The sequence below is a fragment of the Roseitalea sp. MMSF_3546 genome, from assembly GCF_030732865.1.
Taxonomy (GTDB): Bacteria; Pseudomonadota; Alphaproteobacteria; order Rhizobiales; family Rhizobiaceae; genus Roseitalea.
In genome coordinates this window covers 60,333-77,543 of sequence record NZ_JASHKB010000019.1, presented here as the reverse complement: position 1 = coordinate 77,543, position 17,211 = coordinate 60,333, and the positions used below count along the sequence as shown (strand labels likewise).

Genomic DNA, 17,211 nt, shown 5'->3' with positions numbered 1-17,211 from the left:
TGGTGGGTGGGGACTCGACCGGGCAAAGGCTCCTATCGCGAGGCGAGAACGCGGGCGCGTTCGTCGTCAATGCCGACCCAGCGGCCCGCATGGGCCGTGTTCTGGCGCTTGAGATAGGTGTATGGCGTGTCGCGCCAGTCGTCGATCTGACCGACGAGATTGTCGAGAATGAACTCGCCGCGATCGGTGCGCACGGTGAGAACGGCGTGGCCGTCGCCATTGGGCTGGCGGACCACGGTGATCAGCAGGTTGGAGGGATGAAACCCCCTGTCGATGAGCCGCTTGCGCTTTTCAAGGACATAATCCTCGCAATCGCCGACATCTGTCGGATAGGACCACAGCTCCTCGCGGCCCCAGATCTGCATGTCGGTCAGTGGACGCACGGTCGTGTTGACCTGGTTGTTGACGTCGATCATCGCCTGCCAGGCGGCACGGCTGAGCGGCTCGGGCTGGGCGCGGCCCGTCGATCCGCATTCGGCCGGATAGCGCTGGCAGAACTCATAGTGGCCGATCGGCTGGGTGGTCCGGCCGTTGGTCGGCATGATATCTGCCCTGGCGCCGCTTGCGGCGATGACCAGCAAGGCGGCGATGCCGACCGTCGCGCCGACGCGTCGCGCCTCTGGCGATTGAACGTCCCCATATATACCCATGTGTCCGACTCCCCGTTTTCGGACACACTGGCAAATACAAATCTATATCGAGCAAATAGACGCACCCATATTTGATTATTATTGATAGGCAATGTAAGTAATAATTGAGTAGAATTTTCCGATAAGTTTATTCAAAGTCGACCGATGGCCGTCGCGGTCGTTTGGGTTGCCGGAAACGGTTGCCGGGCATGGTTGCCGCCTCGGACCGCCGGGCGCGGCACGGGTCGCATGTGCGCAAACGGCCAGTCATGGAGGGGACCCGCGCCGGGCGGGCCAGAGCAATGCCGGTCTCGGCGCGTGACACGGGGCACGACGCCAATGGCCGAACGGGACCGGCGCGGGGTGGTTTTCGGACCGGCGCATTGCCGGCGGAAGGGCGCTCAACGCGCTTCAGGACCAAGCCGCACCGGATTGATCTGGTTAGCGCTGCCCTGGCCGATCCGGATTTCGCCCGACGGCACGTTCAATCACGAAACGGGCTTTGCGTCCTGGACGCGGGCGATGGCCGGCGATTGGGTCTGGTGACGGGCAGGGCGCCTTCGGTCCGCGTCAGCCGAGGAATTCGGCAAGCGATTCGCGGCGCTGGACGAAGGCGAACTCGATGGCGATGCCTTCCTCGAAATGGCGCACGACCTGGCCGCGCATCCCGCCGAGCGTGACGAGCGTGCCGATCGCCGGCCGCACATTGATCGCCACCGCCGCACCGGACAGCGACAGGTCGAGAATGCGGCAGCGATATTGCCGGCCATCGGTCAGGGTCAGGATCGAGGAGGGGTTCTTGGGCACGATGCGCTCGTGGCGGCGGTCTTCGGGCAGGTCGAGTTCGTGCTTGTTGGCGAGCCAGACGAGTTGCGCGGCCAGCTTTTCCTGCTTGCGGGTCGACGTGTTCAGGTCCATCGCAAAGCCGCCTTCGAACAGGCGCACGACATGGCCCTCGACGCGGCCGATATGGTCGATATAGGCCACGATCCGCTCGCCCTGCCTGGCAACGGCCTCGGTGAAAACGGTGGCGGTCGCCGGCGACATGTCGAGGATCTGGCAGGCATGCTCGGAGCGATCCTGCAGCATGAAACGGCCATGGAGGTTGACCTTCACACGCTGGAAGGTCCGCCGGTTCGGCCCGGCATGCGCGTCTTGATCCGCTGCGGCGGCGGTGAGCATCTGGCTTTACCACATGTCTGGTTTTTTCCGCGCGAGCTTAGGCCGGCGCTGGTTAACAACCGGTAATGTTTGGGCGACAACCGCCAATTGTCAGGCCGGGTCGGCCCCGTTCGCGCGTCCGCCATGAACGATGCGCAGGTCCGGGCGCGGGACGGGCGAGCCGGTGCGAAAGCCGGGCTGCACGTGGCGGGTCCCGTCGATGACGCGCAACGCGGCCCCCGCGCGAGTGGGCCGGCCGCGCCGTTCGGGCAGCGCAATCGCCGGGCGATTGGCCAGGCTGAACAGTTCGCGGTCGGGATCGAGCAGCCTGACACCGGCCATGCGCAGCGGCGCGATCGGATCGGCGCCCAGCCAATAGGGCACCGATAGCGGATTGAGCGCACCGAGCACGCGCGGGTCGGCATCGCACAGGGGCAGCATGACCAGTTCCAGCGTGACGGACCGATCGCCACGCGCCTGTCCGACGAGATCGAGAATCGCGATGGTGTGTTCGCCCGTCACCGCAGCGAGGAGGCGGCCGGCGAGCAGCCGGTCGTCGGGCTCGAACAGGGTCATGAAGGGCGCGCCGGTAAGTTCGCGATCGAACAGGGTGCCGATGCGGGTGCCGGCAAGCCGGAAGCGCGCCGGATCGGCCGAGGCGTCGACGATGAAGGTGGCGGGCAGATCGCGGCCGATCGCCTCGGGGGCGATCTCGGCGCGTTCCGGTGCCGAGCGATCGCCGCGCAGCCGGTTCCAGTATTCAAAGAGCTTCCGTGTCCCGTTGTGACGCACCTGGCCCACCTTCTGTCTGGCGCAACGGCCCGGCCGTGTCGTTTCGGGCCACGGCAGGGCGATTGCTGGTCCCCGAAAATCCGGGTTGCAACCGGCGGGCCGGGGGCAGGGCGCGGCCGGTGGCGGCCGCGGGTTAAGGTTAACGGCCGGTGATGCGTTGCAAGCGGCGCGTTCATCTGGCATTAACCGTGCCAACGCAGCGGCCCGGTCGCAGCACTCGAATCGGACTATGGTGTGGGCAGGGGGCTCACCAGGCCATTCAGGGCAACCTGGATGGCCTTTTCTTGTTGGTCTGTACGGTGGGACGGCCGAACAAAGGAGCGTGCGATGTCCGCGCCCGAACGCAAGCAAGACCCGCGCGGGCAGGGCCCGGAGGGACGAGGCGGCATGCCCGCCGGCGCGCCGCGTCAGCCGGCCTTCAACCTGCACGGCGCCATTGTCGTGCTGGTCGCCATCTGCGTGGGCGTGCACGTGCTGCGCACCGTGATCCTTGACGGGGCGATCGATCGCTGGCTCATCGTCAATTTCGCGTTCTTTCCGATCCGCTACGCGCCGGGCTTCTTCGTTCCGGACCTGCCGACGCTGGTGTCGCCGGTCACGCACACCTTCCTGCATGGCGACTGGGTCCATCTGGGCTTCAACATGATCTGGCTGGTGGTCTTCGGCGCGCCCGTCGCCTGGCGGCTGGGCTGGGTGGGCACGTTTGCCTTCTGGATCGTCACCGCGCTGGGCGCCGTCGTGCTGCACACGGCGATCTATTTTGGCGACATGGTGCCGCTTCTGGGCGCATCGGGCGCCGTTTCGGGCTTTCTGGGCGCGGCCGCGCGGTTCGGCTTCAAGGCGGACCGGCGCAATCCGCGGCACGGGTTCGCGGCGCCGCTGATGGGCCCGCTCGCTTCGCTGCGCCAGCGCGGCGTGGTGCCGTTCCTGCTGATCTGGATGGCGCTCAACTTCGCCACCGGCATGGACCTGTTCGGCCTGGCCGGCGGCGCCTCGATCGCCTGGGAGGCCCATATCGGCGGCCTTCTGACCGGTTTCTTCGCCATCGGCCTGATCGATCGCGGCCCGCGCGCCTGACGGCCCGCGCTCGGAGGCGACTTGTCAAGCGCAGGGCTTTGGCGCCATGCTGGCCCGGGGGCGCGTCAAGGAGGAGCTGCAATGACTGTTGCGCGGATATTGGAGGACAAGGGTACCGACGTCTTCACGCTGTCGGCGGACGCCTCGATCATGGACGCCGTGCGGTCGCTGGCGCGGCACAAGGTCGGCGCCATGGTCGTCACCAACGCGGATGCGGGCATCGAAGGCATCCTGTCCGAGCGCGACGTGGTGCGCGCGATCGGCAACCGCGGGGCCGGCGCGCTTTCCGAACCGGTCTCGGCGCTGATGACGCGCGCGGTCGTCACGTGCCGCGAGGACATGCCGATCAATCACCTGATGGAACTGATGACGAAGGGCCGGTTTCGGCACCTGCCGGTCGAGCGCGAGGGCAAGCTGATCGGCATCATCTCGATCGGCGACGTCGTCAAGCGGCGCATTGCCGAGATCGAGCAGGAGGCCGAGCAGATCCGTTCCTACATTGTCTCGTCGGTGTAGCCGGGCCGCGGGGGATCGCTTCAGCCTTCGGCGAATTCGAGCGCCAGCGCGCCATTGCCGTCGCTGACCACGCGCCGGTAAAAGCAGGATCGGCGGCCGGTGTGGCAGTTGACGCCGTCGCCGCGGGTGCGCACGGCGATCAGGATCACGTCCTGGTCGCAATCGGTGCGCATCTCGACGATCTCCTGAACGTTGCCGGAGGTCTCGCCCTTCTTCCACAGCCGGCCGCGCGAGCGCGACCAGTAGTGGGCGATGCCGGTGCGCAGGCACATCGCAAGGGCCTGCGCGTTCATGTGGGCGACCATGACGACACCGCCATCGGTCGCATCGGTGACGACGGCGGTGATCAGCCCGTCCTCGGAAAACCGTGGAGTGAAGGCCGCACCCTCTTCGAGGGCGGCCTTGTCGTCTGGCGGCGGAGCAAAGATGCCCGTTGCGGTCGGCTCTGTCATGGCCCCCGATTAGGCCGCATCGTGGCCCCGATCAAGTGCGCCGGCGAACCGTCATCGCGCGCCCACCAGATCGATGAACCGGCGCTGCTCGTCGCGATCCTCGAAGGCGCCGGAAAAGCGCGTGGTGAGCGTGGTCGAGCCATGCTTGCGAATACCGCGCATGGCCATGCACATGTGCTCGGCCTCGAGCATGACGGCGGTGCCGCGCGGGGCGAGGGCGTCGTCGATCGCCGTGGCGATCTGCGCGGTCATGGTCTCCTGCGTCTGCAGGCGCCGGGCCAGCACGTCGACGACACGGGCGATCTTGGACAGACCCAGCACGCGGTCATCGGGCAGATAGGCGACATGGGCCTTGCCGATGATCGGCACCATGTGGTGCTCGCAATGGGAATGAAAGGAAATGTCCTTGACCAGGACGATATCGTCATAGCCGGCGACGTCCTCGAAGGTCGTGCCGAGCATGTCGACGGGATCGTGCGCGTAGCCGCCGAACATCTCCTCATAGGCCTTGACGACGCGGCCGGGCGTCGCGCGCAGTCCTTCGCGGTCGGGGTCGTCGCCGATCCATTTCAGGAGCGTGAGCACCGCCGCTTCGGCCTCCTGCCGCGTCGGGCGGTCCGCACCGGTCTCGACAACGTTTGTGACGATGGCGTCCATCTTCCGTCTCCTTTGTGGAACCCGACGATCCTTACGCATGGGGCCTTGAATGGACCAGATCGCGTTCGCTGATTCCGTCGTGCCTTGCCGCCTCGGACATTGTCCTCCTATATAAGCGTCAGGGCACGGAACGCCACCGCCCGGCGGTGGCGACATGGCGAAAAGGCGCCAGACATGATCAACGACATCTACAATGCGCGCATTCTCGAACTTGCCGGCAACATCGCCGCCGTCGACCGTCTGGAGGCGCCCGATGCGACCGCCACGGCCCATTCCAAGCTGTGCGGGTCGACGGTGACCGTCGATCTTGCGCTGGCCAATGACCGCGTCGCCGCCTACGGTCACGAGGTCAAGGCCTGCGCGCTGGGGCAGGCATCGGCGGCGGTGGTGGCGCGGCATATCGTCGGCACGACCGCTTCGGAACTGCGCGCCCTGCGCGAGACGATGATCGGCATGCTCAAGCATGACGGCCCGCCGCCGCAGGGACGCTTTGCCGATCTGGCCTGCCTGCAGCCGGTCAAGGACTACAGGGCGCGCCATGCTTCCACGCTGCTGGTATTCGATGCCGTCGTCGACGCGCTCGACCAGATCGCGGCCCGCGAGCACGCGGCATGAACTCCGGCTCGACCGAACACCGCCGCGGCGTCGCGCCGCGCTCGCGCAACTGGGACGGCCCGTGGCCGAAGACGCCGGGCCGGCTCGTCGGGACCGCGCTGATCCGGCTCTACCAGCTCACCCTTTCGGGCTTTGTCGGCCACACCTGCCGGCACATGCCCACCTGCTCGGAGTATGGCTACGAGGCGATCGCGCGGCACGGGCTGGTGCCCGGTGCGTGGCTGACCGCACGCCGCGTGGCCAAGTGCGGCCCGTTCGGAACGGCGGGCATTGACAACGTTCCCGAGCATTTCCACTGGTCGCGACGCGGCCGCCGATGACGAACGGCTGACACGGCGCGCCATTGGTCGATCGCGTCGCCGGTCTGCCGCCGCCAGGCGACCGGTGGCGGCGGCGATCACCACGACCCAGGGTCTGCTGGACACCAGCGCAGCCTTGCATGCCGATACGCAACAGACCCAAACCGGAGCACGCACATTGAACGCCAAGTCGAGCGCCGAGATCAATCCCAGGGCCGATTTCGACGCAGCGGGGATCTACAGCGAGGATGGCGCGATCCGCGCCGATTTCCTCGACCAGATCGACACGGCGATCCGCACGGGCAGCGAGGAGGCGCTGGCTCAGGCCGTCGGACCGTTGCACGCCTCGGAGATCGGCGACCTGCTGCAGACGCTCGAGCCGGCCGAACGCCAGGAACTGGTCGCGCTTCTGGGCGAGCGCTTCGACTATTCCGCGCTCACCCATATCGACGACGCGGCACGGCGCGACATCGTCACGGTCCTGCCCAACGAGCAGATCGCGCTGGCGCTGCAGCAGATCGATTCGGACGATGCGGTCTATATCCTCGAGGACATGGACGAGGCCGAGCAGGCCGACATTCTCGCCCGGATTCCCTTTACCGAGCGCATCAGGCTCAGGCGGTCGCTCGACTATCCCGAGGACAGCGCCGGCCGGCGCATGCAGGCCGATTTCGTCGCCGTGCCGCCCTACTGGAATGTCGGCCAGACGATCGACTACCTTCGTGACAACGAGGACCTGCCGGTCAGCTTCGCGCAGATCTTCGTGATCGATCCGACCTTCCGGCTGGTCGGGGCGGTCGATCTGGATCGCATCCTGCGGGCGCAGCGCGATGTGCGCATCGAGCAGATCATGCGCGAGACGCGCCATGCGATCCCCGCCGTCATGGACCAGGAAGAGGCCGCGCAGATCTTCGAGCGCTACGACCTGCTCTCGGCGGCCGTGGTCGACGAGAACGAGCGCCTGGTCGGCGTTCTGACCATCGACGACGTGGTCGATGTGATCCAGGAGGAGGCCGACGAGGACATCAAGCGCCTTGGCGGGGTCGGCGACGAGGAACTGTCCAACACCGTCATCGAGACGACCCGTTCGCGCTTTTCCTGGCTGCTGATCAATCTGGGCACGGCGGTGCTCGCCTCCTTCGTGATCGGGCTGTTCGATGCGACCATCGAGCAGATGGTCGCGCTCGCCGTGCTGATGCCGATCGTCGCGTCCATGGGCGGCAATGCGGGCACGCAGACCATGACCGTCGCCGTGCGGGCGCTGGCCACGCGCGAGTTGGACATCTACAATGCCGGGCGCATCGTGCGGCGCGAACTCATGGTCGGCTTTCTCAACGGCATCATGTTCGCGCTCGTCATCGGCATCGTCGCCTCGATCTGGTTCTGGACGCCCGGGCTCGGCGCGGTCATCGCGCTGGCCATGATCATCAACATGGTCTCGGCGGCGCTGGCCGGCATCTTCGTGCCGCTGATCCTGGACCGGCTCAAAGTCGATCCGGCCGTCGCCTCCAGTGTCTTCGTGACCACGGTGACCGATGTGGTCGGTTTCTTCGCCTTTCTCGGCCTTGCCGCCTGGTGGTTCGGCATCTGATTGATTTTCCGCGATCCTGCGCGGTCAATTGACTTTTACGTAAGAATTTCCCTATGCTGCCGCTTTCAGGCGGAAGCGCCCCGTGCGGGCGGCAATCGGATGCGCGAATTCTACACGATCACCGAACTGACCCGGGAATTCGGGATCTCCACGCGCACCTTGCGCTTTTACGAGGACGAGGGGCTGATCGCGCCCGTCAGGCGCGGGCGCACGCGGCTGTTCCGGCCCGGCGACCGGCATCTGGTCAAGCAGATCCTGCGCGGCAAGCGGCTCGGCTTTTCCATCGCCGAAATCCGCGAGATCATCCAGATGTACAAGACACCGCCGGGCGAGGCGGGGCAGTTGCGCACGATCATCGATCGCGTGGAGGAAAAGCGCGCCGAGCTGCGTCAGAAGCGCAAGGACATCGAGGACACGTTGGCCGAGCTCGACCAGGTCGAGGAGACCTGCGTGAACCGGTTGGCGGAGCTGCGCGTGGCGAGTTGAACCGGCAACGCCCTCACAGCCAGCGGTTCACCTTCTTCTTGTAGTCGCGATAGGTCTTGCCGAATCGCGCCTCCAGATGCGCCTCCTCGCGCTCGATGGCGAGCTTTTGCGTGGCGATGGCGTTGATAACGGCCATGGCGAGCAGCCACAAATTGCCGACGAACAGCCCGATGCCGATCAGCAGCAGCGCATTGGCGACATAGATCGGATTGCGGCTGAAGCGGAAGATGCCGCCCGTGACGAGCCGGTCGCTGCCGCGGTGCGGCAGGATCGTCGTGCGCGCGGTGAACATGGTGCGCATGGCGCCGATGTCGATGATGATGGCGATGACGATCAGGAACAGGCCGAGCCCGCCGGTGAGGTCGCCCCACATGCCGGCGGGCCAGCCCAGCGGCACGCGTGCATCGAGCGCAAAGCCGATCAGAAGCGACGTCACCAGCAGGATCGGCGGCCAGGGAACGGTGTTGGGGCGTTCGGCGTGCTTGCTGGTCATGGTTCGTCGGTCACCGCCCGGTCTCGGTTTTGCCGGTCAGGCCGGCCTCGAACGCACATTGGGCGATGATCCGGCCGGTCTCAAGATCGGTCTGCGCCAGCGACGGATCGTCGGCCAGACTCTGCATCTTGCCGGCGGCCGTCAGTTCGGCCTGCGCGCAGGCGCAATAGACCGTGAAGGGCGCGGCATCGAAACTCGCCGTGCACTGGGCCTGGCAGGCGCGGGCGAAATCGGCGGCCGGGTCGGGCGGCGCGACCAGCGAAAACCCATAGACCAACGCGATCAGGATGGGCTGGTGCAGCAGATAGAAGGTCAGGCTCCAGCGGCCGAACACGGCGAGCGTGTTCCACACCGGGCCGCTGGCGCGCCAGCCGCCGGGCGTCAGCGCTCCGGGCGTTTCCGCGACGAAGAACAGGAGCTTGCCAGCGGCCATGCCGCCAAGCGTCGCCGAGAACCAGGGCAGCACGGGCACGAAGTCGTTCGAGCGCGGCGGGATCGAGGAAAGACCGGTCCAGTAGGTCGCCGGATCGGCGAATTGCGGCGTCTGCAGGAAAGGGGTCGCGATCTGGATGGCGACGGCGAGGCCGACAAGCGCCCACCATGGCAGCGGCAGGAACAACAGGCCCAGAAGGCTGGCGAGCGCGATGTGGTGCAGGATGCCGAAGAAGACGAAGCTTTCGGGCGTTGCGAACCAGGTCGCCACCGTGATCAGCGCCGCCGCGCCGGCGACCATCACCCAGCGCCGCGCGAAGGGACGCCACCTGATGCCGCGGCCATGGGCGAGGACGAGGCTCACGCCGACCAGGAACAGGAAGGATGAGGCGATGGCGCGCGCATAGATCTTCAGCGCGCCGGTCCCGGAGGTGCCCGGCTCCAGATAGCCGAAGAATTCGAGATCCCAGGCGAAGTGATAGGTCGCCATGGCGACGAGCGCGACGCCGCGCGCCACGTCGATCGCGTCGATCCGGCCGCGGCCGCCCGCAGCCGCTTCGCTCGGGGCGCCGACGAAACTCACTTGACCGTCTCGTCGGGCCGGGCGGCGGAGCGGGCCGGGCCGCCGCCGCGCTGGGCGAAATACAGCCCGGTCAGGACCAGTGCGAGCGCGACGACCAGCTTGGGGCTGAGCGCCTCGCCCAGGATCAAGAAGCCCAGCAGGACGCCGAAGGCCGGGATCATGTAGATCGACAGCGAAAATGTCGAATAGCCGATCTTCCGGATCAGGTAGAATCGCATCACATAGGCGACGCCGGTCGGAAACACGCCCAGAAAGACCAGCGCCCAGAGGGCCGGGGCGCTCGGGATCACCGCGACGGGCCCGTCGACGACAAGCGCCAGCGGCACCAGCGCCACCGTGGCGATCGACAGGGCAAGAAAGGCCAGCCGCACCGGCGGGATGTCGATGCGCCTGATGATCAGCCCGGCAACGACATAGCAGGCCACGCCGCCCAGCGTTGCGAGCTGGGCCAGCAGATGGCCGGGGCCGAAACCGCCCAGGGCGGTGCCGCCCACCAGCACCGCCATGCCCGAAAAGCCGAAGACGACCGCCAGCAGCTTGGCCGCGTTCATCTTGTCGTCATGGGTGAACAGATGGCTTCCGATCAAGCCCAGAAACGGGCCGGTGCCCATCAGAAGCGCCGTCATGCCGGCATCGATGGTCAGTTCGGCCCAGGAGATCAGAAAGAACGGCACCACCACGTTGAGCATCGCCATGACCGTGACAAGCGTCCACATGCGCGCGCTCGCCGGCAGGATCAGGCCGCGCCACAGCGCATAGGGCGCCAGCACCGCCGCGCCGATCGCCGTGCGGATCGTCGCCAGCCAGAGCGGGCCGGTCTCGGGCACCGCGATCTTGATGGCGATGAAGGCCGAAGCCCAGATCATGGCGACCATAACCAGAAGGCCGATATCCAGCGGACCGGCCCGGGTGATGGTCGTGGTCAGGGTGGTGGGCGTCATCGTCGTTCCTTGCAAACCACAAGGCGGTGGCACACAAGGGCGCCGGGTGCAAGCGCGCGCCGCGCAAGACGGGCGCATCGGGGAGAGCACGCGATGGACGGCCTTTTCTTCATCGTCTCCAAGATCGGCTGGTTCGCCGTGCAGCCGGTCTCCATCGTGCTGATCCTGATGCTGGCGGGGCTCGGCGCGCTGGCCTTCGGTTGGGTGCGGCTGACCGGCGCCGCGTTCGTGCTGGCGCTGGCGGTGCTCTATCTGGGTGCCTTCACGACGCTTGGCGAGATGGCCATGGCCCGTCTCGAAGACCGTCATCCGGCCGAGCCCGATCTGGAGGCTGCGCAAGTCAAGGCCATCGTCGTGCTCGGCGGCGGCTTTTCGGGCGAGGTGACCGCCGGGCGCGGCGGTTTCGCGCTCAACGGGTCGGGCGACCGGTTCGTCGAGGCCGCCATGCTGGCGCGCGAGCATCCCGAGGCGGTGGTCATCGTCAGCGGCGGCGATGCCTCGCTCCTGGGCGCGGGCGAAAGCGACGCGGTCATTGCCCGCCGCTTCTTCGCGCGGCTGGGCCTGCCGGCCGAACGGCTGATCGTCGAGGGGCGTTCGCGCAACACCCATGAGAACGCGATGTTCACCGAACCGCTGGTTGCCGGACTCGGCGGCGAGGGTGCGGTATTGCTCGTCACCTCGGCCTTTCACATGCCGCGGGCGCTGGCGGTGTTCGAACGCGCCGGCATGGCGGTCATCGCCTGGCCGACCGACTTCCGCACGCCCGCCGCGGTCGGCTTCCGTCCCTTCAACGACGACCCCGTGGGCGCGCTCGCGCACCTTTCGACGGCCCTGCGCGAGCATCTGGGCCTGCTCGTCTATCGGCTGACCGGCCGCGCCTGACCAGACCTTGGCATTGGGCGAGGCCGGCGTTCCACATCAGCGGATACCGGCAAGCCCTTGCAATCGCGATGCAATCGGCGAACGCCGAGGGCGTGCGGAATGGCGGCGGGCACTTTTGGCGTTTTTTGCGCTTGCGAAGGGCAGGCGCCGCGACTATACGCCGCCGCGATCTGGATCGACACAACCACCGGCCCGACCGGTGCAATCGATGGAGCTTTCATGGATCGTCAAACCGCAAAGCCGGGCTGGAGCCTTACCGTGTGGGCGCTGGCCGGATTTCTGCTCATTGCCTTTGCCATATATGTCATTGGCGCACCCGGCGTCGGCGAAATCGCCGCAACCGAATCCGCACCGCTTTCCTGAATCGCCAGATCCGTTCGCGCGCCGGTCGACGGGCTGCATCACGCGGCCCGTTTTTCGTCCCCGGCGGTCGCAAAGCCTGTGGACGGCGCCGCCGCGCCGTTGAAGCCGGCGCCTGGCTGACCAGATTGGCACCATGACGCTGCATCTTCTCAAGCTGTGCGTGGGCGCCGAGAGCGTCGACGACCACCGCACCTGGATCGAGATGCGCCTTGCCCGCCAGCGCGAGGCGGGTCTTCCGGCGGAGCACACGCACACCACGCGGATGGTGCCGCGCCGGGCCGACGAGATCGTCGGCAAGGGCTCGCTCTACTGGGTGACCAGGGGCCGCGTGCAGAGCCGGCAGCGCGTCATCGACATTCGCCCGTTCACCGATGCCCAGGGCATTGGCCGGTGCGAGATCGTGCTCGATCCCGAACTGGTCCTGACGGTGCCGCAGCCGCGGCGGCCGTTTCAGGGCTGGCGCTATCTCAGGCCCGAGGATGCGCCAGCCGATCTGGGTCGGGCGAGCGGCATGCAGGAGATGCCCGCCAGTATGCGCGCCGAGCTAGCCGAACTCGGTCTTCTGTAACCGACCGGCGGATCGGCGGTAAACACTTAACCAAGCGTGAGCTTTTCCGTTTGTGCGGTGCCGTTTTTGCGGTAGCGTCCGGAAGGGACGTGTCAGCGGGCGGGGCGGCTGTCGGTGAGCGATCGGATGTGGTTCGGCGAGGTTGCAAGCGGCGGTGAACGTCACCGCAGCCTGGCCCATTGCCACGTCATCGTATGCGGCAACGAGAAGGGCGGTTCGGGCAAGTCCACGATCGCCATGCATGTGTCGGTGGCGCTGGCCAAGCTTGGCTTCGTCGTCGCGACCCTCGATGTCGACACCCGCCAGAAGACGCTGACGCGCTATGTCGACTATCGCCGGCGCTGGATCGATCGTTCCGGCGAACATCTGGCGTGTTCGACGCATTTCGTCGCGCTCGAGGCACCGAACGGCCGGTCCGACGCCGCCAACCGGCGCGCCGGGTTCGACGAGATCCGCAGCGCCCATGATTTCGTCATCATCGACACGCCAGGCGCGTACACGGCGCAATCGGTCTTCGCCCACCAGCAGGCCGACACGCTGATCACGCCGCTCAATGACAGCTTCATCGACTTCGACGTGCTGGCCAATATCGATCCGGAAACCTTCGAGATCCAGGACCTTGCGCAATATGCCGGCGCGGTGCGCGATGCCCGGCGCGAGCGGCGCGCCGGCAGTGGCGAGATCATCGACTGGGTCGTGGTGCGCAACCGCATGTCGCCGATCTCCTCGCGCAACGAGCGGCGCGTGCATGCGTGCATGCGCGAGTTGTCGATGAAGCTCGGCTTCCGGCTCGCCAACGGCATCGGCGAGCGGCTGATCTTCCGCGAATGGTTCCAGCGCGGGCTGACCGCGCTCGACGACGTGCATGCCGAGGCGGGCGCGCAAAGGCTGTCATTGTCGCATCTTGCGGCCCGCAACGAGGTGCGGCGGCTGATCGAGGCGTTGCGGCTGCCGGTGGACGATCAGGGCCGCAGGCGTGCCGAAGCGCGCCGGCAATGGCTGAGCGCGGCGCGCGAGCCTATCCGCATTCCTGACATTTTCGCCAGCTAGCCTGCACGGCAACCTTGCATCGGCTGGCGGTCGCGCCACATTTGCACTTATGAGCAAGACACCGGCAAATCCAAGCGCCCCCGACAAGCGCCGATCGTCGGTGGCCGAAAAGTCCGGATCCGGCGACATTGCCGCATTCCTGAACGCCGCCAGAACGATCAAGCCGGGCAGCGGCGGCTCGGGACGGATCGTGCTTGCCCTGGACGCCACCATGAGCCGGCAGCCGACCTGGGACATGGCGTGCAACATCCAGGCGCAGATGTTCGAGAGCGTGGCCCGGTCGACGTCGCTGAACATGCAACTGGTCTACTTTCGCGGTTTCGGCGAATGCCGTGCCTCGCGCTGGGCGCGCAACGGGCCTGAACTGGCCGGCATGATGAGCCGCATCGACTGCCGGGCCGGTCGCACGCAGATCGAGAAAATTCTCAAGCACGCGCTCAAGGAACACAACAAGGCGCCAATCTCCGCTCTGGTCTATATCGGCGATGCGATGGAGGAGAACGCCGATGCGATCGGTCATGCGGCTGGCCAGCTTGGCGTGCGCGGCGTGCCGGCCTTCGTCTTCCAGGAGGGCAGGGAGCCCGGAGCCGAGACGGTGTTTCGCGAAGTGGCCCGCCTGACCCGCGGCGGATGGTTCCGTTTCGATCCGTCGGCCCCGCAGGTGCTCGCCGACCTGCTCAAGTCGATCGCCGTTTACGCGACCGGCGGGCTCAAGGCGCTCGAGGCACGCGGCAGCCAGTCGGACCGCAAGCTGCTGGGCCAGTTGAAGGGGGGCTCGAACGGTCGATGACCGCGCTGATTGTCCTGGTCGGCCTGTTGGGTTTCGGCGCGCTGGGCGTGTGGTACTTTCTGGTCAGCTCGCCGGCCCAGATTGCATCCACGCTGCGCATGTTCGGGCCGTCCGCGATCGGACTTCTGGGCCTTCTTCTGACGATCACCGGACGGGTCGGCCTGGGCGCGCCGCTGATCGTGTTCGCGTTTGCCATGTTCGCGCGGGCCCGCCGGGCGGCGAGCGTAAGGGCCGCACCGGGGCAGCGCTCGACGGTTCGCAGCGCGATGCTGGAAATGATCCTCGACCATGACACCGGCGAGATGGACGGGATGGTCCTGGGCGGCACATTCGAGGGCCGTCAGCTTCAGTCGATGAGCGAGGAAGAGCTCATGCAACTGGCGCAGGAGGTCCGGGACGACGGCGAGAGCGTGCAGCTACTGGAGGCGTATCTTGACCGCCGCATGCCCGGTTGGCGCGACGACGCGGACACGGATGGCGGCCCGCGGGAGCGCCCCGCGGCCAATTCGGGCGCCATGACAGAGCAGGAGGCCTACCAGATCCTTGGTCTTGAACCGGGCGCGTCGCTGGCCGAGATCCGCAAGGCCCACCGAAGCCTCATGCAGCGCGTCCACCCCGACCTCGGCGGCAGTTCGTTTCTGGCCCAGCGGATTAACGAAGCGAAGGATTTTCTGTTGCGACTTCATAATGAACGGTCCTGATACGCAAAACTGTGCTGAGACGCGGTGACGGCGGACACAGCCGTCACAGCTGGTAGGCCAGGCAGGCGTAATCGTATGCCTTGAGGCTTTCACAGGCGCCCCAGGCCTCCGATTTCGAGCCGAAACCGGCAAAGCGGGCGCGGTGATAGGTCACCCCGGACTTGACGAACACCTCGATGAACGGGTCGCGGCCGCCGAGCACGCTGGCGGCGCGCGACTGGGCCGTGCTCAGATAGTCGAGCGCCTGGCCTTCGCTTTCCAGCGCACCGATCTGGATCACCCAACCGGTACGCGGTGCGGCCGAAGCGGTGGTGATCGGGTCGACCGATCCGGCGGCCCGCTTGGGTGCGGCGGCATAGGCGTTCAGCAGGGGCTTTTCGGCGACGGTCTGGCTGCGCGCGGCGAGCGAGGGCACCGGCAGGCGGCTGGTGGGGACCGATGCGATGCTGGCGCCCCGGATGGCGAAGCGGGTCGCGCCGCGCTTGGCGATCAGCGGCCCGCGATCGCGCCGCGATGCCCTGGGCAGATACTCGGCGACAAGCTTTTCCATCTGCGCGTTGCGCGAGGCGCCGGTGCGGCCGCCCATCACGACGGCCACGATCGAGCGGCCGCCGGTGTTCACCGAGGTGACCAGATTGAAGCCGGAGGCGCGGATATAGCCGGTCTTGATGCCGTCGACGCCCTTGATGCGGCCAAGAAGCCGGTTGTGATTGCGGTGGGTGGTGCCGGCATATTCGAAGGAGCGGGTCGAGAAGTACCGGAACTTGTCGGGAAAATGCTCCTGCAGCGCGATGCCGAGGCGGGCCATGTCGCGGGCGGTGGTCACCTGGCCCGAATTGGGCAGGCCGGAGGCGTTGCGGAAGGTGGTCGACTTCATGCCCAGCGCGCGCGCCTTGCGCGTCATCATCCGGGCGAACTGGCTCTCGGTGCCGCCAAGATGCTCGGCGACGGCGGCGGCGACATCGTTGGCAGACTTGGTGACCAGCGACAGGATCGCCGCTTCCGCGGTGATCGTTCCGCCGGCCGGAATGCCGAGCTTGGACGGGACCATGGAGGCGGCATGGCGCGAAATGCGAATCGGGGTCGAGGGCTTGAGCTGACCCGTCTGCATCGCCTCGAACATCATGTAGACCGTCATCATCTTGGTCAGCGAGGCCGGGTAGCGGGTGTTGTCGGCGCGGTAGTCGTACAGCGTCTTGCCGGTGTTGGCGTCGATGACGATGCCCGCATATTTGGGATTGGCGTTCGCCGGGGCGATCGCGACGATCGCGGCGAAGACCAGGGCGAGCGTCAGGGTTTTCAACACGAGGGCAAGGAGGCGGGGGGGCAGGGCGCCGGTCTGGGCGGTGGCTCTTTGCATGGAAAACACAGCTAGCAATCTCGCAACACGGAACGCGGGGGTTGTCGGCGGCGGCGTGCCGCCGGCTGTCGACGCTATGGCCGCTGCGTTACCAATCCGTTTATGGTGACCGAATGCTTGCCGGTTTTGGCGGGATTTTGTTCAAGTTGTATTGTGCGATGCAAAAAAGGCCCCTTGCATTTTTGTGCAGTGCACACTATAACAGGGGCCATGGACGTTGCGAGCCGATGATCCTGCCAACCGCCAATCCGCATCGACAAGGGTGTTACGATGATGAAAGCATTTGAAGACATGAGCAAATCCAACAAGGAAATGATGGACAACGCTCTGAAGAGCTATGCAGCCATGACCAAGGGCATGCAGGCGATCGCCACCGAGGCGACGGACTATTCCAAGTCCTCCTACGAGGCCAGCGCCGCCGCGTTCGAGAAGCTGGTGGCATCGAAGTCGCTCGAAAAGGCGATCGAGGTGCAGACCGACTACGCCAAGTCGGCCTATGAGGGCATGGTCGCGCAGGCCTCCAAGATGGGCGAGCTCTATGCCGATCTCGCCAAGGAAGCCTACAAGCCCTTCGAGACCATGGTCCCCGCTTCCAAGTAAGCGGCCAGGGACGCGGCCCGTTCGGCGGGCCCGACTTGCACAGCCCGGGCGCCTTCTGGCGCGCGGGCTTTTTTCGTGTCGCGGTGGCACCAATGCATGCCCGCGGCGTTCCTGCCGACTGCCGGCATGTTGAGGACCGTTGCCGCCAATCGCTCTTGCGCCTTGTCTCTCGG

At 66.6% G+C, this 17,211-nt stretch carries 22 protein-coding genes; 13 read left to right on the top strand and 9 right to left on the bottom strand.

Annotation, left to right across the window (positions count from 1 at the left end):
* Positions 1-32: 32 nt before the first annotated feature.
* The 3 genes from RBB34_RS14670 to RBB34_RS14660 form a co-directional block, all read right to left on the bottom strand.
* Positions 33-650, bottom strand: a complete 618-nt coding sequence (locus tag RBB34_RS14670; RefSeq protein WP_306119979.1) for a transglutaminase-like cysteine peptidase — start codon at positions 648-650, stop codon at positions 33-35.
* A 549-nt stretch (positions 651-1,199) separates the two neighbouring features.
* Positions 1,200-1,811, bottom strand: a complete 612-nt coding sequence (locus RBB34_RS14665) for a PilZ domain-containing protein (protein WP_306119978.1) — start codon at positions 1,809-1,811, stop codon at positions 1,200-1,202.
* Between the two features lie 90 nt (positions 1,812-1,901).
* Positions 1,902-2,582 (bottom strand): PAS domain-containing protein, encoded by a 681-nt coding sequence (locus RBB34_RS14660; RefSeq protein WP_306119977.1) that lies wholly within the window; start codon positions 2,580-2,582, stop codon positions 1,902-1,904.
* 327 nt (positions 2,583-2,909) lie between these two features.
* Between RBB34_RS14660 and RBB34_RS14655 the strand changes: the two genes are divergently transcribed.
* Together RBB34_RS14655 and RBB34_RS14650 are read left to right on the top strand one after the other, a co-directional pair.
* Positions 2,910-3,659, top strand: coding sequence for a rhomboid family intramembrane serine protease (locus RBB34_RS14655; RefSeq protein ID WP_306119976.1), 750 nt, complete (start codon positions 2,910-2,912; stop codon positions 3,657-3,659).
* Between the two features lie 81 nt (positions 3,660-3,740).
* Positions 3,741-4,175: a CBS domain-containing protein gene (locus RBB34_RS14650; protein ID WP_306119975.1), complete on the top strand. Its 435-nt coding sequence runs from the start codon at positions 3,741-3,743 to the stop codon at positions 4,173-4,175.
* 20 nt (positions 4,176-4,195) lie between these two features.
* Here RBB34_RS14650 and hisI read toward each other — a convergent pair whose 3' ends face one another.
* Positions 4,196-4,627 (bottom strand): phosphoribosyl-AMP cyclohydrolase, encoded by a 432-nt coding sequence (gene hisI, locus RBB34_RS14645; protein WP_306119974.1) that lies wholly within the window; start codon positions 4,625-4,627, stop codon positions 4,196-4,198.
* A 51-nt stretch (positions 4,628-4,678) separates the two neighbouring features.
* Positions 4,679-5,284 (bottom strand): GTP cyclohydrolase I FolE, encoded by a 606-nt coding sequence (gene folE, locus RBB34_RS14640; RefSeq protein WP_306119973.1) that lies wholly within the window; start codon positions 5,282-5,284, stop codon positions 4,679-4,681.
* A gap of 174 nt (positions 5,285-5,458) precedes the next feature.
* Here folE and RBB34_RS14635 point away from each other — a divergent pair, with 174 nt between their 5' ends.
* The 4 genes from RBB34_RS14635 (at position 5,459) to RBB34_RS14620 (ending at position 8,275) form a co-directional block, all read left to right on the top strand.
* A complete protein-coding gene (locus RBB34_RS14635; protein ID WP_306119972.1) occupies positions 5,459-5,899 on the top strand; it encodes an iron-sulfur cluster assembly scaffold protein in 441 nt (146 codons plus the stop codon).
* On the top strand, positions 5,896-6,219 hold the full coding sequence (gene yidD / locus RBB34_RS14630) for a membrane protein insertion efficiency factor YidD (protein ID WP_306119971.1): 324 nt from the start codon (positions 5,896-5,898) through the stop codon (positions 6,217-6,219). Before RBB34_RS14635 ends, yidD begins: the two co-directional genes overlap by 4 nt.
* A gap of 157 nt (positions 6,220-6,376) precedes the next feature.
* On the top strand, positions 6,377-7,789 hold the full coding sequence (mgtE, locus tag RBB34_RS14625; RefSeq protein ID WP_306119970.1) for a magnesium transporter: 1,413 nt from the start codon (positions 6,377-6,379) through the stop codon (positions 7,787-7,789).
* A 99-nt stretch (positions 7,790-7,888) separates the two neighbouring features.
* Positions 7,889-8,275 carry a MerR family DNA-binding transcriptional regulator gene (locus tag RBB34_RS14620; protein WP_306119969.1) on the top strand — a complete coding sequence of 129 codons (387 nt, stop codon included), beginning with the start codon at positions 7,889-7,891 and terminating at the stop codon, positions 8,273-8,275.
* Positions 8,276-8,288: 13 nt separating this feature from the next.
* On the opposite strand, the gene RBB34_RS14615 is transcribed toward RBB34_RS14620, so the two are convergent.
* The 3 genes from RBB34_RS14615 to RBB34_RS14605 are packed head-to-tail and all read right to left on the bottom strand — an operon-like array spanning position 8,289 to position 10,724.
* A complete protein-coding gene (locus tag RBB34_RS14615; RefSeq protein ID WP_306119968.1) occupies positions 8,289-8,768 on the bottom strand; it encodes an isoprenylcysteine carboxylmethyltransferase family protein in 480 nt (159 codons plus the stop codon).
* A 10-nt stretch (positions 8,769-8,778) separates the two neighbouring features.
* On the bottom strand, positions 8,779-9,783 hold the full coding sequence (locus RBB34_RS14610; protein WP_306119967.1) for a heparan-alpha-glucosaminide N-acetyltransferase: 1,005 nt from the start codon (positions 9,781-9,783) through the stop codon (positions 8,779-8,781).
* Positions 9,780-10,724, bottom strand: a complete 945-nt coding sequence (locus RBB34_RS14605; RefSeq protein WP_306119966.1) for a DMT family transporter — start codon at positions 10,722-10,724, stop codon at positions 9,780-9,782. Before RBB34_RS14605 ends, RBB34_RS14610 begins: the two co-directional genes overlap by 4 nt.
* A gap of 93 nt (positions 10,725-10,817) precedes the next feature.
* Between RBB34_RS14605 and RBB34_RS14600 the strand changes: the two genes are divergently transcribed.
* From RBB34_RS14600 to RBB34_RS14575, 6 genes are all read left to right on the top strand, one after another.
* On the top strand, positions 10,818-11,606 hold the full coding sequence (locus RBB34_RS14600; RefSeq protein WP_306119965.1) for a YdcF family protein: 789 nt from the start codon (positions 10,818-10,820) through the stop codon (positions 11,604-11,606).
* A gap of 99 nt (positions 11,607-11,705) precedes the next feature.
* Positions 11,706-11,969: a hypothetical protein gene (locus RBB34_RS14595; RefSeq protein ID WP_306119964.1), complete on the top strand. Its 264-nt coding sequence runs from the start codon at positions 11,706-11,708 to the stop codon at positions 11,967-11,969.
* Positions 11,970-12,102: 133 nt separating this feature from the next.
* The gene (locus tag RBB34_RS14590) at positions 12,103-12,537 is read left to right on the top strand and encodes a DUF1489 family protein (RefSeq protein ID WP_306119963.1); all 435 of its coding nucleotides are present in this window, start codon (positions 12,103-12,105) and stop codon (positions 12,535-12,537) included.
* A 114-nt stretch (positions 12,538-12,651) separates the two neighbouring features.
* Complete coding sequence (locus RBB34_RS14585) at positions 12,652-13,587, top strand: division plane positioning ATPase MipZ (RefSeq protein ID WP_306119962.1); 936 nt, start codon at positions 12,652-12,654, stop codon at positions 13,585-13,587.
* A gap of 100 nt (positions 13,588-13,687) precedes the next feature.
* Positions 13,688-14,377, top strand: coding sequence for a VWA domain-containing protein (locus tag RBB34_RS14580; protein WP_346432544.1), 690 nt, complete (start codon positions 13,688-13,690; stop codon positions 14,375-14,377).
* Complete coding sequence (locus RBB34_RS14575; RefSeq protein ID WP_306119960.1) at positions 14,374-15,078, top strand: DnaJ domain-containing protein; 705 nt, start codon at positions 14,374-14,376, stop codon at positions 15,076-15,078. Before RBB34_RS14580 ends, RBB34_RS14575 begins: the two co-directional genes overlap by 4 nt.
* 43 nt (positions 15,079-15,121) lie before the next feature.
* Here RBB34_RS14575 and RBB34_RS14570 read toward each other — a convergent pair whose 3' ends face one another.
* Positions 15,122-16,438 (bottom strand): D-alanyl-D-alanine carboxypeptidase, encoded by a 1,317-nt coding sequence (locus RBB34_RS14570; protein ID WP_306119959.1) that lies wholly within the window; start codon positions 16,436-16,438, stop codon positions 15,122-15,124.
* Positions 16,439-16,711: 273 nt separating this feature from the next.
* On the opposite strand from RBB34_RS14570, the gene RBB34_RS14565 reads away from it, so the two are divergent.
* Entirely contained in the window at positions 16,712-17,038 is a 327-nt protein-coding gene (locus RBB34_RS14565) for a phasin family protein (RefSeq protein WP_306119984.1), read from the top strand.
* The last annotated feature ends 173 nt before the right edge of the window (positions 17,039-17,211 follow it).

Excerpts from the sequence above, each read along its gene's own strand:
- RBB34_RS14670 (WP_306119979.1), bottom strand. The coding sequence starts at position 650 with ATGGGTATATATGGGGACGTTCAATCGCCAGAGGCGCGACGCGTCGGC.
- RBB34_RS14665 (WP_306119978.1), bottom strand. The coding sequence starts at position 1,811 with ATGCTCACCGCCGCCGCAGCGGATCAAGACGCGCATGCCGGGCCGAAC.
- RBB34_RS14655 (WP_306119976.1), top strand. The coding sequence starts at position 2,910 with ATGTCCGCGCCCGAACGCAAGCAAGACCCGCGCGGGCAGGGCCCGGAG.
- RBB34_RS14650 (WP_306119975.1), top strand. The coding sequence starts at position 3,741 with ATGACTGTTGCGCGGATATTGGAGGACAAGGGTACCGACGTCTTCACG.
- hisI (WP_306119974.1), bottom strand. The coding sequence starts at position 4,627 with ATGACAGAGCCGACCGCAACGGGCATCTTTGCTCCGCCGCCAGACGAC.
- folE (WP_306119973.1), bottom strand. The coding sequence starts at position 5,284 with ATGGACGCCATCGTCACAAACGTTGTCGAGACCGGTGCGGACCGCCCG.
- RBB34_RS14635 (WP_306119972.1), top strand. The coding sequence starts at position 5,459 with ATGATCAACGACATCTACAATGCGCGCATTCTCGAACTTGCCGGCAAC.
- yidD (WP_306119971.1), top strand. The coding sequence starts at position 5,896 with ATGAACTCCGGCTCGACCGAACACCGCCGCGGCGTCGCGCCGCGCTCG.
- RBB34_RS14620 (WP_306119969.1), top strand. The coding sequence starts at position 7,889 with ATGCGCGAATTCTACACGATCACCGAACTGACCCGGGAATTCGGGATC.
- RBB34_RS14615 (WP_306119968.1), bottom strand. The coding sequence starts at position 8,768 with ATGACCAGCAAGCACGCCGAACGCCCCAACACCGTTCCCTGGCCGCCG.
- RBB34_RS14605 (WP_306119966.1), bottom strand. The coding sequence starts at position 10,724 with ATGACGCCCACCACCCTGACCACGACCATCACCCGGGCCGGTCCGCTG.
- RBB34_RS14600 (WP_306119965.1), top strand. The coding sequence starts at position 10,818 with ATGGACGGCCTTTTCTTCATCGTCTCCAAGATCGGCTGGTTCGCCGTG.
- RBB34_RS14595 (WP_306119964.1), top strand. The coding sequence starts at position 11,706 with ATGGCGGCGGGCACTTTTGGCGTTTTTTGCGCTTGCGAAGGGCAGGCG.
- RBB34_RS14590 (WP_306119963.1), top strand. The coding sequence starts at position 12,103 with ATGACGCTGCATCTTCTCAAGCTGTGCGTGGGCGCCGAGAGCGTCGAC.
- RBB34_RS14575 (WP_306119960.1), top strand. The coding sequence starts at position 14,374 with ATGACCGCGCTGATTGTCCTGGTCGGCCTGTTGGGTTTCGGCGCGCTG.
- RBB34_RS14570 (WP_306119959.1), bottom strand. The coding sequence starts at position 16,438 with ATGCAAAGAGCCACCGCCCAGACCGGCGCCCTGCCCCCCCGCCTCCTT.
- RBB34_RS14565 (WP_306119984.1), top strand. The coding sequence starts at position 16,712 with ATGAAAGCATTTGAAGACATGAGCAAATCCAACAAGGAAATGATGGAC.